The 14,997-nt window shown below is 45.8% G+C and carries 14 protein-coding genes; all 14 read left to right on the top strand.

Going from position 1 to position 14,997, the window contains the following annotated elements; translation table 11 throughout:
• Window positions 1-27 precede the first annotated feature (27 nt).
• Window positions 28-1,863, top strand: coding sequence for an ABC transporter substrate-binding protein (locus M1E09_RS17910; protein WP_456272176.1), 1,836 nt, complete (start codon window positions 28-30; stop codon window positions 1,861-1,863).
• Between the two features lie 866 nt (window positions 1,864-2,729).
• Complete coding sequence (locus M1E09_RS17905) at window positions 2,730-4,055, top strand: phenylacetate--CoA ligase family protein (protein WP_456272175.1); 1,326 nt, start codon at window positions 2,730-2,732, stop codon at window positions 4,053-4,055.
• A 74-nt stretch (window positions 4,056-4,129) separates the two neighbouring features.
• Entirely contained in the window at window positions 4,130-5,098 is a 969-nt protein-coding gene (gene paaA, locus M1E09_RS17900) for a 1,2-phenylacetyl-CoA epoxidase subunit PaaA (RefSeq protein WP_456272174.1), read from the top strand.
• Between the two features lie 17 nt (window positions 5,099-5,115).
• Window positions 5,116-5,475, top strand: a complete 360-nt coding sequence (paaB, locus tag M1E09_RS17895; protein WP_456272173.1) for a 1,2-phenylacetyl-CoA epoxidase subunit PaaB — start codon at window positions 5,116-5,118, stop codon at window positions 5,473-5,475.
• On the top strand, window positions 5,472-6,287 hold the full coding sequence (gene paaC / locus M1E09_RS17890; protein WP_456272172.1) for a 1,2-phenylacetyl-CoA epoxidase subunit PaaC: 816 nt from the start codon (window positions 5,472-5,474) through the stop codon (window positions 6,285-6,287). The genes paaB and paaC overlap by 4 nt, the downstream gene beginning before the upstream one ends.
• 16 nt (window positions 6,288-6,303) lie before the next feature.
• On the top strand, window positions 6,304-6,792 hold the full coding sequence (gene paaD / locus M1E09_RS17885) for a 1,2-phenylacetyl-CoA epoxidase subunit PaaD (protein ID WP_456272171.1): 489 nt from the start codon (window positions 6,304-6,306) through the stop codon (window positions 6,790-6,792).
• 32 nt (window positions 6,793-6,824) lie between these two features.
• Complete coding sequence (locus M1E09_RS17880) at window positions 6,825-7,133, top strand: EthD family reductase (RefSeq protein ID WP_456272170.1); 309 nt, start codon at window positions 6,825-6,827, stop codon at window positions 7,131-7,133.
• A complete protein-coding gene (locus M1E09_RS17875) occupies window positions 7,126-7,905 on the top strand; it encodes an enoyl-CoA hydratase/isomerase family protein (protein ID WP_456272169.1) in 780 nt (259 codons plus the stop codon). Before M1E09_RS17880 ends, M1E09_RS17875 begins: the two co-directional genes overlap by 8 nt.
• 13 nt (window positions 7,906-7,918) lie before the next feature.
• Window positions 7,919-8,692: an enoyl-CoA hydratase-related protein gene (locus M1E09_RS17870; protein WP_456272168.1), complete on the top strand. Its 774-nt coding sequence runs from the start codon at window positions 7,919-7,921 to the stop codon at window positions 8,690-8,692.
• Window positions 8,693-8,711: 19 nt separating this feature from the next.
• A complete protein-coding gene (locus tag M1E09_RS17865) occupies window positions 8,712-10,229 on the top strand; it encodes an aldehyde dehydrogenase family protein (RefSeq protein ID WP_456272167.1) in 1,518 nt (505 codons plus the stop codon).
• A gap of 117 nt (window positions 10,230-10,346) precedes the next feature.
• Window positions 10,347-11,198: a 3-hydroxyacyl-CoA dehydrogenase gene (locus M1E09_RS17860; protein WP_456272166.1), complete on the top strand. Its 852-nt coding sequence runs from the start codon at window positions 10,347-10,349 to the stop codon at window positions 11,196-11,198.
• Window positions 11,199-11,213: 15 nt separating this feature from the next.
• Complete coding sequence (locus M1E09_RS17855; RefSeq protein ID WP_456272165.1) at window positions 11,214-12,416, top strand: thiolase family protein; 1,203 nt, start codon at window positions 11,214-11,216, stop codon at window positions 12,414-12,416.
• 228 nt (window positions 12,417-12,644) lie between these two features.
• A complete protein-coding gene (paaX, locus tag M1E09_RS17850) occupies window positions 12,645-13,520 on the top strand; it encodes a phenylacetic acid degradation operon negative regulatory protein PaaX (protein ID WP_456272164.1) in 876 nt (291 codons plus the stop codon).
• 15 nt (window positions 13,521-13,535) lie between these two features.
• On the top strand, window positions 13,536-14,486 hold the full coding sequence (locus M1E09_RS17845; RefSeq protein WP_456272163.1) for an NAD(P)H-dependent flavin oxidoreductase: 951 nt from the start codon (window positions 13,536-13,538) through the stop codon (window positions 14,484-14,486).
• The last annotated feature ends 511 nt before the right edge of the window (window positions 14,487-14,997 follow it).

Below are 14,997 nucleotides of genomic sequence, written 5' to 3'. Positions count from 1 at the left end.
ACCTTCATTTTATAAAGGAGGAAAAAGATGAAAAAGTGTAGAAATACATACTGTATTACTTCATCTTTTAGAGAAAGGACAATACTGATGATTATCTTGGAGCATTATCTGCGTTTATATATAGCTTTAGAAACCGAGAACAGAGAGGGAGTGTGTGAAGTGTCACTGTCTTCCATTTCTGAGGTGCTGTACTGTACGGCAAGGAACAGCAAGATGACAATCGGGAAATGGGAGAAGGAAGGCTGGGTGAAATGGTCACCAGGAAGGGGAAGGGGGAATAAGTCGAGATTGACGTTCCTAAGAGACCCCGTTGAGCTTTTATTTGATGAGTGCAAAAGACTTGTGAAAAATGGGAAGTTGGAAGCTGCACAACTGCTGGTCACAGAATATGGCATCCACTTCACTGAGCTGGAATCCACCTTTGGGAGGTGGATCGATACGATGTTCGGCTACAAGGCAGAAAATCGGAACAATAAGCAGCGGGATATACTGAGGATGAAATTCGGCAAGCAGCCGTTTGCTCCTCTTGACCCCGCGCGTGTCAGCCTTCGCTCAGAGTGTCATATCGTCAAACAGGTGTGTGATACGCTTATCTATTTTAATGAAGAAACCCGCACATACGAGCCGCGGCTTGCCTTTTACTGGGAGCATAACCGGGCGGGGGATGAATGGACATTTTATCTCCGGAAAGGGGTGAGATTTCATGACGGAAGCATCATGACAGCCCATGATATCCAGTACACCTTTGAGAGATTCTTAAAACACGAGGAAAGCCATTTTAAATGGATGCTATCAGACCTTAAAGAGTCGCGGATTATAGATGATCATTGCGTTACCCTTATTTTTGATAAGCCGAACTTTCTGCTGCCGGATATCTTGAGTGATGAACACTTATCGATTATAAGCTGCAGCCGGAAGGCAGAATTTTATAAAGACCATTTGACAGGGACAGGGCCGTTTCGGTTGAAAAGAAATGATGGGACGATGCTGGTGCTGGAAGCAAATGAAAATTATTTTAGAGAAAGGCCGTTCCTGGACGAAGTGGAAATATGGAATGTGCCTGAGGGCGCAGACCGAAGTCCCGGAATAACAGAAGTGGAGTTCGGGTACAGTACCGGCAAACAAGAGGGAGACAGCGGCCGTCAAAAGCAGAAGCGGATGGAAAAGAATGTCCAATTCCTTTCATTAAATAGCAAAAAGAAAGGACCGATGAGCGACCGGCATCTTCGTAAAGCGATCAGGATGGCGGCGAACCCTTCCCTGATTGTAAAAGAACTGGGCGAATTCCGTCAGGAGGCAGCAAGCTCGTTTTTACAACCCGGTATGGATTTCGAAAAGGGAGAACCGTCAGAGTGGCTTGCTCGAAGTACATATAATGGTGAGGAGCTGCATCTATACAGCTTTCAGGACCGTGATCATGTAGAAGATGCTTCCTGGTTAAAAGAAAGGTGCTCCAAGTTTGGAATACACATAACCAATCATTTTGTTCCAGCGGATGTTTTCCTGAAAAAAGAAACGCTGGAAATGGCGGATTTGATCCATGACAGTGCTACATTGACGGAGCAGGAAGAATTGAGTTTTCTACAGCTTCTGCTTGCGGGGAACAGTCCGATTTATAATCATCTGGGCGAAGAGTTGAAAGGCACAGTCTTAGATAAAGTGGATTGCTTAAAAGGAATTCCAGACAAGTCCGTGCGGATGGATATCCTTGAGTACATTGAAAGACTGTTGACAGATACCTGTGTGGCAGTACCTCTATATAAGAATCTTTCTGAATTGAAAAGCGATGAAATCATTCAGCAGGCACTTATTAACTCGCAGGGGTGGATTGATTTTTACCGTATCTGGTTTAAACGAAACTGAAGGGCAGCCGATTCTGATTCGGCTGTTTTTTTATGTTACATGGTACTCGGTTGTTTCCGCCTCTTTAGGTGTGCGATTTCCTTTGGAGCAGCTGATGAATAAAAGGAGTTTATCCGCCATCTGGTTGTCTGTTAAAGGGCATAGCTGGTGAATAAAAGGGGTTTATCCGCCATCTGGCTGTCTGTTAAAGAGCATAGCTGGTGAATAAAAGGAGTTTATCCGCCATCTGGGTGTCCGTTAAAGATCGTAGCTGGTGAATAAAAGAGTTTATCCGCCATCTGGGTGTCCGTTAAAGATCGTAGCTGGTGAATAAAAGAGTTTATCCGCCACCTGGCTGTCCGTTAAAGATCGCAGCTGGTGAATAAAAGGAGTTTATCCGCCATCTGGTTGTCTGTTAAAGATCGTAGCTGGTGAATAAAAGAGTTTATCCGCCATCTGGCTGTCCGTTAAAGAGCATAGCTGGTGAATAAAAGGAGTTTATCCGCCACCTGGCTACCGGGTAAAGAGTCCTGCTGGTGAATAAAAAGCTGTTATCCGCCATCTGGACAATGGTTAAAGTGTCCAGCTGGTCAACAAAAGGGTTTTATCCACCAATCCTCACCCTAAAGCAAAACTGCCCCCCATATAAAATGAATCTCCCCAACATCATAAAATCCCATCCAAAAAAGCAGTCATTGCAACCCAACCCAAAAGTTTCTGTAAAAATATAAATTTTCAGAAAATATATTGACTTTTAATGGGTTTCACGTTATCTTTTGAATGTAGATGTATAACAAAATAATAACATTACGAATTAAAAGCGTTATATAAAAATAGAGAGTATTGCTGGGAGAGGGTCATGGTCTATTAAAAGGGGGACTCACTGAGTGATTTTACATGATATTGAAACATCTGAGAGACGCGAGATTGAAGAAGTTCAGTTGAAACGCCTTAAGGAGACAGTAGGTAATGTGTACGAGAAAGTACCTTTTTATAAGAAACACTTTGAGGAAAAGCGGATTCGACCGGAGGATATCCATTCACTGAATGATATTGCTCTTCTTCCTTTTACCACCAAAGCAGATCTCAGGGATCATTATCCGTTCGGGCTTTTTGCCGTCAATCAGAATGAACTGGTGCGGGTACATGCTTCTTCGGGGACAAGCGGAAATCCGACAGTAGTAGGGTATACGCAGAATGATATTGACATGTGGAGTGAAATTGTTGCCCGCGCGATTGCCATCGGAGGCGGACAGCCGGGGGATTTGCTTCATAATGCATACGGATACGGATTATTCACAGGCGGTCTCGGGCTTCACTATGGAAGCGAGAGGCTGGGCCTGGTGACTGTTCCTGTGTCCGGGGGGAATGCAGCCAGGCAAATTACACTGATTGAAGACTTCAAACCTGCCGTCATCTGTGGAACACCTTCTTATATCCTGAGCCTTGCTGAGAAGATGGAAGAGCAAGGGAAGGATCCCGCTGCTACTTCCGTTCGTTACGGAATCTTCGGGGCTGAGCCTTGGTCAGAAAAGATGAGGCATAAGATTGAGGAGAAGTGGAACCTGAAGGCATGCGATATATATGGATTGAGTGAAGTGATCGGCCCTGGTGTCGCGATGGAGTGCCATGAAGGTCAAGACGGCCTGCATATTGCCGAGGATCATTTTTTTGCAGAGGTGATTGATCCGGTAACATTGGAAGCCCTGCCCCCTGGAGAAGAAGGGGAATTGGTTTTTACATCGCTGACAAAAGAAGCCTTTCCGATTATCCGCTATAGAACGGGGGATATTGCCTCCCTTTCTTATGGGAAGTGTAGATGCGGGAGGACAACCGTTAAAATGACCAGGGTAAAGGGCAGGGTGGACGATATGCTGATCATCCGCGGAGTGAATGTATTTCCTTCTGAAGTAGAACATTTTCTTCTGACGGTGGAAGAGCTTTCCCCCCATTACCAGCTCCACCTTACAAGGAAAGGAACCCTGGATTCCGTAGAACTGCATGTTGAGATCAAGGAAGAGGTTTTCCTAAGCTTCGGGAGTGATCCTGAACATGAAAATATTTTTCTTCTAAGTAAAAAAATTCAGCATATCATGAAGAGCAGCTGTCTTGTATCGATGGATGTCAAAGTGAATATCCCTAAGTCACTGCCGCGTTCAGAAGGGAAAGCAGTACGTGTCCTTGATAAGCGGGAAAGAGAACTCGAAGTATAAAAAAATTTGCAAACCAATAGTATGACATCATAAATGTAATACGTAATAAATACGTTATCTAAGGAGGGTTTTCCATGAGTGATACAGCATCTTTTGCAGCATTGACAGAAGAAGAGAAAATGGCGCATTTTATGAAGCGGATTGAAGCGGGAGAGAAAATCGAGGCAGACGACTGGATGCCGGAAGAATATAGAAAAACATTGATTAAGTTGATTTCGATGCATGGAATCAGCGAAATTATGGGAGCGCTTCCAGAGAAAGAGTGGGTACCGAAAGCTCCTACATTGGGCCGTAAACTGGGCATCATGGCAAAAGTACAGGATGAGATGGGACATGGACAGCTGTTGCTGCGTGTCGCTGAAGATTTGATGAAGCCCTATGGCAAGACCCGAGAGGAAATCATGCAGGATTTATTTTCAGGAGATTTGAAATTTCATAATGTCTTCCATATGGAAGCTCCGACATGGGGAGATGCAGGCTTGATCGGCTGGCTTGTTGACGGCGCAGCCATCATCACGCAGACCAACATGCTTGGTGCCTCTTACGGTCCATATGCGAGAGCTTTAAAACGTATCTGTGCCGAAGAGGTTTTCCACGCCCAGCATGGAGAGGCGATCATTATGGCATTAGCAGAAGGAACACCGGAGCAGAGAGCTTTAGTGCAGGATGCGGTTGACCGCTGGTGGGAATCTCTTCTGATGTTCTTCGGCCCGGGAAGTGCTACTACGACTGGTTCTTCCAAGCAGGATATCACCATCAAGTATGGCATCCGTACGAAGACAAATGAAGAACTGAGACAGGACTTCTTCACAAAGTACGTACCTAGAATTCTTTCGTTGGGACTGACGATCCCTGATGAAACTATGCACTTCGACCAGGAGAAAGATGAGTGGATCTATCAGCAGCCGGATTGGAACCGTTTTAAAGAAATTGTCAAAAACAATGGTCCGAAATCAAAAGAGAGACTGAATCTCAGAAGAATATCTTATGAGAATAATGCCTGGGTCCGTGAAGCATTAAGTGATGACACAGCGGCAGGATAAAAGGAGGGGGCGGTGACATGTCTGAAAAGGGAAGGAACTTTTACCAGGAATATGAGGTATTCAGCAGAAGAACTGATAATTCGCCGATGCAGCACCAGTTCAGCCTGCTGGCTCCAAATAAGGAAATAGCATTGGTGATGGCGCAGGAGAATTTTATGAGAAGAGAGCCAGCGACAGATGTCTGGGTCGTAAAAAGATCTGATATCCGGAAGATGGATCAGGAAGAAAAAGAGTCGCTGCAGCGGCTTGATAATAAAGATTACCGAAATGCCAAAGGCTACGGGTACCTTAAGAAAAAATGGCGTCATTATGAGCAGGAAATGCTCGACGAAAAAGAAATTCTATCCTGGGAAGGAAAGAAGGTGAAAAAGTCATGACGGTAAATACTGCGGCAGAAGTGAAAGATGCAAAATATAAAGCAGCATTGGTCGAACTGTTATATCAACTGGCAGATGACGATTTTATCATCGCCTTCAGAGGGTCGGAATGGCTTGGCCTTGCCCCCCATATTGAAGAGGATGTGGCATTCTCTTCGATTAACCAGGATACAATGGGCCATGCCTCCATGTTTTACAGGCTGCTTGATGATTTGGGAGAAGGCGATATGAACAGCCTTGCTCATGCAAGAATAGCTGATGAGCGCCGAAATGCGATTATCCTGGAAGAAGTGAACGGGCCGGGAACCTACTTGGTGGAGCCGAATTATGACTGGGCGTTTGCGGTGGTCCGTAATTACTTTTATGCACAAGCAAAGAAAATCCGCATCGACTCTTTAAAGAATTCCTCTTATCAGCCACTGGCTGAAGCGGCGGTCAAGGTGAACATGGAGCTCTATTATCATCTTCTTCATTGGAAGACATGGTTCTCTCAATTGATCAACGCAGGCGGGGAAGCCAGGGAACGGATGATGAAAGCTGTTGAAAAAACAGCGGCCGATTTTGCAGGAGTCCTTTCGCTTGGTGTCCAGGGTGAAGAAATGGCCAAAGCAGGATTGATTGAAGGTGAGGAGATGCTGGTCAAGCGGTGGAAAAATGCAGTAGAGCCAATCTTCGAATCTTGCAATCTGCCACTTCCGGAATTGGAAATGAAGAGAGGGAACGGCCGCAACAAAGTACATACTTCTGATCTGCAGCAAGCCATTGAAACTTTGGGCGAAGTCTACAACTCAGATCCGGCAGCAGCTTGGTAAAAAAGGACTGTTTCTATTGATTACAAAAAATGAAAGTATACTGAGAATCCTTCAGCAGGTGAAAGATCCGGAAATTGATTCGGTGAGCATAGTTGAACTGGGGATGGTAGAAAAGGCAGAATTGCATGAAGGCAAAGCGACTATCAAACTATTGCCTACTTTCATGGGCTGCCCTGCACTCGAAATCATCAAAGGAAATGTCGAAAAGGCACTTCTTGAAGATTCGGCAGTGCAGCAAACAGATGTTGATTTCCTGTTCAGTCCTCCTTGGACATCAGATAGGGTATCCGATGTTGGCAGGGAAAAACTGAAGGAATTCGGCATTGCCCCGCCGCCGGAAAAACTGGATGACGATGGCGGCTGGAAAGTGAATTGTCCTTACTGCGACTCTCCATATACAACAATGGAGAACATCTTCGGGCCGACTGCCTGCCGAAGTATCCTGTACTGCAAGCAATGCAAGAATCCATTTGAAGCAATGAAGCCGATTTCTACATTAATGTAAAAATATAATTGAAGATAAAGGGAGAGATACAAATGGTAAAATTGATCGCACTTTATAAACATCCGGAAAACAAGGAGCAATTTGACGAACATTACTTCAATACGCATGCTCCAATCACAGCAAAGATTCCGGGCTTAAAAGAAATGAAGGTTACAAAGGTTGTCGGCTCGCCAATGGGCGGGGAAGGCAAATACTATTTAATGTGTGAAATGTTCTATGACAGCCACGAAGCTTTGAAGGCAGCCATGAAATCTGACGAAGGTAAAGCTTCCGGAAAGGATTTAATGTCTTTTGCCGGTGACCTTGTCACATTGATGATCGGTGAAGAAGTGAATGAATAAAAACTATGAATATATCAATGTGAGCGTGGAGGGCGGCATCGGCCATGTGGAACTGAACCGTCCGAAAGTCCTGAACGCGATCAACCGCCCGATGGTGTCGGAAATACTTTCTGCATTTGAAGGTTTTGACAGGGATGATGAAGTGAAGGTCATCCTCCTATCCGGAAAAGGCCGGGCGTTTGCAGCTGGAGCCGATATCGATGAAATGGCGAATGACAGTGCGATTGATTTTGAACTGATGAACCAGTTTGCGGATTGGGACAGAATCGCTGTCGTGAAAAAACCGATCATCGGGGCCGTTCAGGGGTTTGCGCTTGGAGGCGGGTTCGAACTCGCTTTATGCTGTGACATGCTTTTCGCCGCTGATGATACCGAATTCGGATTCCCGGAAGTCGGCCTTGCCGTCATGCCGGGTGCAGGCGGAACTCAGCGCCTCACTAAACTTATCGGCAAAACGAGGGCGATGGAATGGCTGATGACAGGCGATAGGATGACTGCATCTGAAGCGCATCGGTTGGGAATTATCAATCGCATTGTAGCGAGGGAGCTTCTAATGGAAGAAACGAAAAAATTTGCTGCAAAGCTGGCCAAACAGCCGGCCTTGTCGATCCGCCTCATTAAAGAGTCGGTCTTGAAGGCAGTTGATTACTCTTTATATGAAGGCATGCAGTACGAACGCAAGAACTTCTCATTGCTTTTCGCTTCCGAAGATCAGAAAGAAGGAATGAAAGCATTTATGGAGAAAAGAAAACCACAGTATAAAGGAAGGTAAGGAGGTATCATCCATGTTTGAAACGATCCTCTATGAAGTCAGCAATGGAGTGGCCTGGATCAGAATGAACAGACCCGATAAGCTGAACGCCTTTATCGGACAGATGAACAAAGAAATCGCCAAGGCGCTTAAGCAGTCCTCAAGGGACGAAGAAGTCCGTGCCATTGTCATTACAGGTGAAGGCAGGGCATTCTGCTCAGGCCAGGACTTGAGTGAAGTCAGCGAAGATATGGACCATGGTGAAGTTCTTAGAAATAACTACGGTCCGATGGTCAAAGAACTGGCAGCCTGTGAAAAACCTGTCATCGCTGCCGTCAATGGGGTAGCGGCAGGAGCAGGGATGAGCCTTGCTCTGGCATGTGACTTCCGTTTGCTATCAGAAAAAGCTAGTTTTGTAGAAGCATTCATCCATGTCGGTTTGATCCCTGATTCGGGAAATCTCTATTATCTGACAAGGCTTGTCGGCCATGCCAAGGCACTGGAACTGGCTGTGTTTGGTGAGAAGATTCCAGCTGCTAAAGCAGAAGAGCTGGGCCTTGCCAATAAGGTGATTGCACTCGATGATTGGGAAAGCGAAGTGACAACTTACGCGGAGAGGCTGGCAAACATGCCTACAAAAGCGATCGGCCTGATCAAAAGGTATTTGAATGAAAGTTATAATTCCAGCTTGGAAGAGTACTTGGATAAAGAAGCGTACGGCCAGAGAATAGCCGGACAGAGTGCGGACCACCGTGAAGGTGTCGGAGCATTCATGGAAAAAAGAAAGCCTGTATTCCAAGGCAAATAAAAATTGAGGAGATGAGAAAATGGCGACTGTAAAAGAACAAAATTTCGAAGTCCTTGAAACAAAACGTGAACATTATGGAATGATTATCAATGGTGAAAGAACGGACAGTGCATCCGGAGAAACCTTTACTACATACAACCCGGCGACTGGCGAAGCAATTGCCACTGTAGCCAAAGCGACGACAGAAGATGCAGAGCGTGCCGTCCAGGCGGCAAGAGACGCGTTTGATAAAGGGAAATGGAAGAAGTTCCCCGTAAACAAGCGCCAGCGTGTGATGATGAAAATTGCCTCAATTATGAGATCCCGTTTCAATGAATTGGTATCACTTGAAATCATGGACAGCGGGAAGTCGCTGTCAGCTGCGCAAGGCCAGGTCATGCAGGCAATTGAAGATTTTGAATTTTATGCAGGGGCCATTGTCGGCCACCGTGGAACAGTGAATAATGTTCCGGGTCAATTCTCGAACGTTGCAGAGAAAGAGCCAGTGGGTGTCTGTGCGCAAATCATTCCTTGGAATTACCCAATGATGATGGCAGCATGGAAGATCGCGCCGGCAATCGCTGTTGGATGTTCAGTTGTCGTTAAACCGGCTTCCCTGACTCCACTGACGGCAATAGTACTGGGAGAAATCTGTATCGAAGCGGGAGTTCCTCAAGGGGTTGTCAACGTAATCCCTGGATCCGGTTCTACAATCGGAAATTACCTTGTAGAACATGATCAAGTGGATAAGGTTGCTTTCACTGGATCCACTCCAATCGGTAAAAATATCATGGAGAGAGCGTCTCAAACATTGAAGCGCGTAACGTTGGAGCTTGGCGGGAAATCGCCTAACATCGTATTCGACGATGCAGACGTTGATGCAGCTGTCGATGGTTCTCTGTTCGGTATCTTCTATAACACAGGCCAATCCTGTGAAGCCCGTTCCAGACTTTATGTACACGAGGACATCTATGATGAGTTCATGGAAAAATTCGTTGCAAAAACAAAGCAGCTTTCGCTAGGAGATCCATTCGATAAAGGAACTCACATCGGGGCTATCATCGATGAAAGCCAAGTAAAAACGATTGACAGCTATGTTCAATCCGCCAAAGAAGAAGGAGCGACAATCCTTGCAGGCGGAAAGCCGGCAACAGTGGAAGGTTTTGAAAACGGCCACTGGTATGAGCCGACGATCATCACGGATGTAAACCATGAAATGAAAGCGGTAAGAGAAGAGATTTTCGGGCCGGTTGTCGTTGTCATGAAATTCAGTGATGAGAAGGAAGCAATCAAGCTGGCGAATGACACTGTATATGGACTTGGCTCTGCACTTTGGACGAAGGACCACGCGAAGGCGACAAGAGTTTCCAAATCCATCCAGGCAGGAATCGTAATGGTTAACTGCCCATTCTCGGCATTCCCTGGGACTCCATTCGGAGGATACAAGCAATCCGGATTCGGCAGAGAGCTTTGTATTGAAACGCTGGACCTTTATACAGAAACGAAGAGTATCATTTCATACTTTGGCAGCCGTCCATTGAATCCTTTCGGCTTGTAAAATAAATTAGTATGAACGGGACTGAGGGTCCATTCAGCATCTCGCTGGATTGCCATCAGTCCCTCTATTCCTTTTACAGGTATATTAATGAAGAAACTCGACTGACAAGGAGGCAGGATGATGAAGAAACTGGTCGTAATCGGTTCCGGTGTAATGGGCAGGGGGATTGCATATGTAAGTGCAGTCGGAGGCTTCCATACAACACTGGTTGATATCGAACAAAGGCAGCTGGACAGTGCTGAGGGTGAACTCTCTTCTATTTTTCAGAAAGGTGTAGCCCGCGGGAAAATCTCTGAAGAGGACATGCAGGCTGCAAAAGGGAGAATGAATTATTCTACGGATATGGCTGCAGCAGCACAAGATGCAGACCTTGTTATCGAAGCGGTCCCGGAAAAGACAGAAATCAAGAAAGCCGTCTTCGAAAAAATTGATGAACATGCTCAAGAGTCTTGTTACTTTGCCACAAACACTTCAACGATGAGCCCTACAGAAATCGCTTCATTCACAAAGCGGCCTGAAAGGGTTATCGCGATGCATTTCTTTAATCCCGTACATAAAATGCCGCTGGTGGAAATTGTCCGCGGTCTTGAAACAAGTGATGAGACAGCTGAATTCGTTGAGGCTGCAGCCAGGCAAATGGGTAAAGAAACTGTGGTGATCAATGAGTTTCCTGGATTCGTGACAAGCCGTATTTCAGCACTAGTCGGAAATGAAGCTTTTTATATGCTCCAGGAAGGGCTTGGGACGCCAGAAGAAATTGATAAAGCCATCAAACTCGGGTTGAACTATCCAATGGGTCCATTTGAGCTGGGAGATCTTGTGGGCCTTGATGCCAGGCTGAATAACCTTAAATACCTGCATGAAAAGCTTGGTGAAAAATACCGTCCTGCACCGCTGCTTGAGAAGTATGTAAAAGCAGGAAGATTGGGCAGGAAATCCGGCCGTGGGGTATATGACTACGAACGCTAAAAAGGAGGAACTGCAATGAAAGAAGTAGTGATTGTCGATGCAGTCCGGACACCTATCGGAAAATATAAAGGGGCCTTAAAGAAAGTCCGCCCTGATGATTTGGGAGCCATCGTAATAAAAGCAATATTAGACCGTAATCCTGATTTGCCTCCAGCTCAGGTTGAAGAAGTGGTATTCGGAAATGCCAATGGGGCAGGGGAAGATAACCGCAATGTAGCGAGGATGTCGGCTTTGCTGGCAGGTATGCCGGTCGAAACAGGGGCAACCACGATCAACAGGCTTTGCGGTTCAGGCCTTGATGCTGTCAATTATGCTGCCAGGGCCATCATCGCAGGGGAAGGAGATATCTTCATTGCCGGAGGAACAGAAAGCATGACCCGCGCTCCCTTCGTCATGGCAAAGCCCGAAAGTGAATACCCAAGAGGCAATATGGAGATGTTTGATACAACGATCGGCTGGAGATTCGTTAACAGCCGTATTGCTCAAAGATACGGAACAGACAGTATGCCGGAAACCGCAGAAAACGTGGCAAAGCAATTTGATATTTCAAGGGAAGAACAAGATGAGTTTGCACTGCAAAGCCAGATGAGAGCCAAAGAGGCAATGGAGTCTGGTGCATTCGAAGAAGAAATCGTCCCTGTGGTCTACAAGGACCGAAAAGGAAATGAAGTTATTGTAGATAAAGATGAACATCCACGTCCGGATTCCAGTATGGAGAAACTCGCCAAACTTCGTCCGCTTTTTGAAAGTGGAACCGTAACGGCCGGGAATGCATCCGGTGTTAATGACGGCGCATCTGCACTTCTCTTAATGAGTGCAGAGAAAGCGAAACAGCTTGGCCTTAAGCCGCTTGCCAAATATGTTGTTTCGGCCACAGCCGGCCTGGAACCGTCCATTATGGGGCTGGGGCCTATTTATGCGACCCGCAAAGCGTTGGACAGAGCAAGCCTGGGAGCGGGCGATCTTGACCTTATCGAATTAAATGAAGCGTTTGCCTCTCAATCACTGGCATGTATGAGAGAGCTTGGGCTTGATTCAGCGCGCGTCAATGTCAATGGCGGGGCGATTGCATTCGGCCACCCTCTTGGAGCCAGCGGAGCGAGGATATTGACAACCCTTTTGTACGAGATGAAAAAGAGGAAGGTCCACAGGGGACTTGCAACCATGTGCATCGGCGTCGGCCAGGGGATTGCAACCATCGTAGAGCGGATTGAATAACATTGAAAATCATTCCATGGGGACGTCTGTCTTTATGGAATTTTTTCAATATAATGATTGACTGATATCCATTTCCATTGAAGTTTTCATAAAAGTGCCAAAAGTCATGTATTTCATTTAAAAATCAAAAAAATCTGTGATAGAATAATCCTTAACGTTAAAATGACGTCACAGATATATTATTTTGAGAAAACATCATGTGATGAAGGTAAGAAAGAGGCGAACAGGTTGAATACTAGATCAATGATTTTCACTTTATATGGAGACTATATCCGCCATTATGGAAATAAGATATGGATTGGCAGTCTCATTAAGCTATTAAGAGAATTCGGCCATAATGACCAGGCGGTCCGGGCCGCGATATCCCGTATGAATAAGCAGGGATGGGTACAGTCTGAAAAACAGGGAAACAAAAGTTATTATTCATTAACAGACCGTGGCCAGAAGCGGATGGAAGAAGCTGCCCAGCGTATCTTTAAACTGCAAAATGAAAAGTGGGACGGGCAGTGGCGGATCCTTATGTACACCATTCCTGAAGAAATACGCAATGTACGGGATGAACTGCGTAAAGAACTGGTATGGAGCGGATTCGGTACACTGTCAAACAGCTGTTGGATATCTCCGAACAACCTTGAAAAGCAGGTTTATGACCTGATCGATAAATATGATATCAAGCAATATGTGGATTTCTTTATTGCGGAGTACGACGGGCCAAATGAAGACCAGCATATCATCAGCAAGAGCTGGGACTTGAAAGATATTAATGACAGGTATGCAGAATTCATTTCAGAATACAGCCAGAGATACATTATTGATAAAAATAAAATTATGAATGGTGAGATGTCTGAAGCGGAATGCTTCGTGGAAAGGACCAAACTTGTCCATGAGTACCGGAAGTTTCTTTTCGTCGATCCGGGGCTTCCCGAGGAACTGCTCCCGGAAAAGTGGCTTGGAGGGCATGCAGCTACCCTATTCAGTGATTATTATAAGGAATTGGCAAAGCCTGCTTCTCAATTTTTTGAAGAAGTGTATCAAGAAGGAAATGAACTGACGAATAAGGATCAGTCATATAACATGTTTGACCATCCTTTGATTTTAGACTAGTGAGGAGGAGTGTCAGTGAGTAAAATAACTGAGATTCTTGGAATTCGATATCCAATCCTGCAGGGGGGCATGGGGAACATCAGCAACGCGAAGTTGACAGCAGCTGTTTCGGAAGCTGGCGGACTGGGGACTATCGGTGCTGGAACGATGCCGGCAGAAGAAGTTGATGAGATTATTGCAGCTGCTAAAAAACTGACGAAGCAACCGATTGCACTTAACATTCCGATTTCTGTTACAGATCACTTAAAACCCTTGGTGGAGCTTGTATTAAAGCATGAACTGGCAGCAGTCTCGCTGTCAGCAGGGAATCCGGCACCGCTTATTCCTGTTTTCAAAGAAAAAGGGATCGCCGTCATTTGTGTGGTTGCTTCGGCAAAACAGGCAATGAAAGCCGAAAAAGCGGGAGCGGATATTATTGTCGCAGAGGGATACGAAGCAGCAGGCATCAATTCAAGCATCGAAACAACCACCCTTACATTGATTCCGCAGATTCTTGAAGCCGTCCGTGTTCCAGTTGTAGCAGCGGGAGGAATAGCCGACGGAAGAGGACTTGCATCCATGCTTGCCCTTGGCGCGTCTGGTGTGCAGATGGGTACAAGATTGATCGCCACCAAGGATGCTCCTTTTCATGAAAACTATAAAAATACCTTATTGGAAGCGGATGACCAGGGAACCGTTATTGTCGGAAGGACGGTCGGCCGGGTCCGCCGCATCATGAAGACACCTTACGCAGAGCAACTGCTTGGACATGAAAGAGAAGGAATGAGCCCTGAAGATTTTGCCCGCATTACATCAGAAGACTTTCACAAAAAAGGAGCTCTGGAAGGCAGGCTTGATGAAGGCTTCATCAACGGCGGACAAGTCAGCAGCCTGATCAACGATATTCCAAGCGTGGCCGAATTGTTCGATAGAATGATTGCAGATGCAAAAGTATGTCTGTCTGCAGGTGCGAGAATACTTGATTGAATGATAAGATGGGCTTAATGCCCGTCTTTTTTTGTGTTTGAATTGGAATTAAAAGTGTGAAATGCTCATAAATCTTAAATTTGGCTCATAAAATTGATATCTTGCTCATATATTTAAAATTTGGCTTATAAATTTGAAATCCCGCTCATAAACTGAAAGCTGTCTGGATGTGCCGGCAGCACAACGGCCAGGATGAAGGATGGACTCTGATTCCATCCTTTTTTGATGGGAAAATCATCCGAAGTTCTCATGATAAACGAGTTACCGGCCCAATGAGAAAGGGGAAACCGAAAGTCAACGGCCCGCAAAATGAGTTATCGGCCCAATGAGAAAGGGGAAGCCGAAAGTCAACGGCCCGCAAAACGAGTTACCGGCCCAATGAGAAAGGGAAAACCGAAAGTCAACGGCCCGCAAAACGAGTTACCGGCCCAATGAGAACAGGGAAGTCGAAAGTCAACGGCCCGCAAAGTGAATTACCGGCCCAATGAGAAAGGGGAAACCGAAAGTCAAC

The sequence above is a fragment of the Bacillus sp. AK031 genome (genome assembly GCF_053903065.1).
Note: the sequence above shows the minus strand (reverse complement) of the source record. Positions and strands in the feature narration are given on the sequence as shown.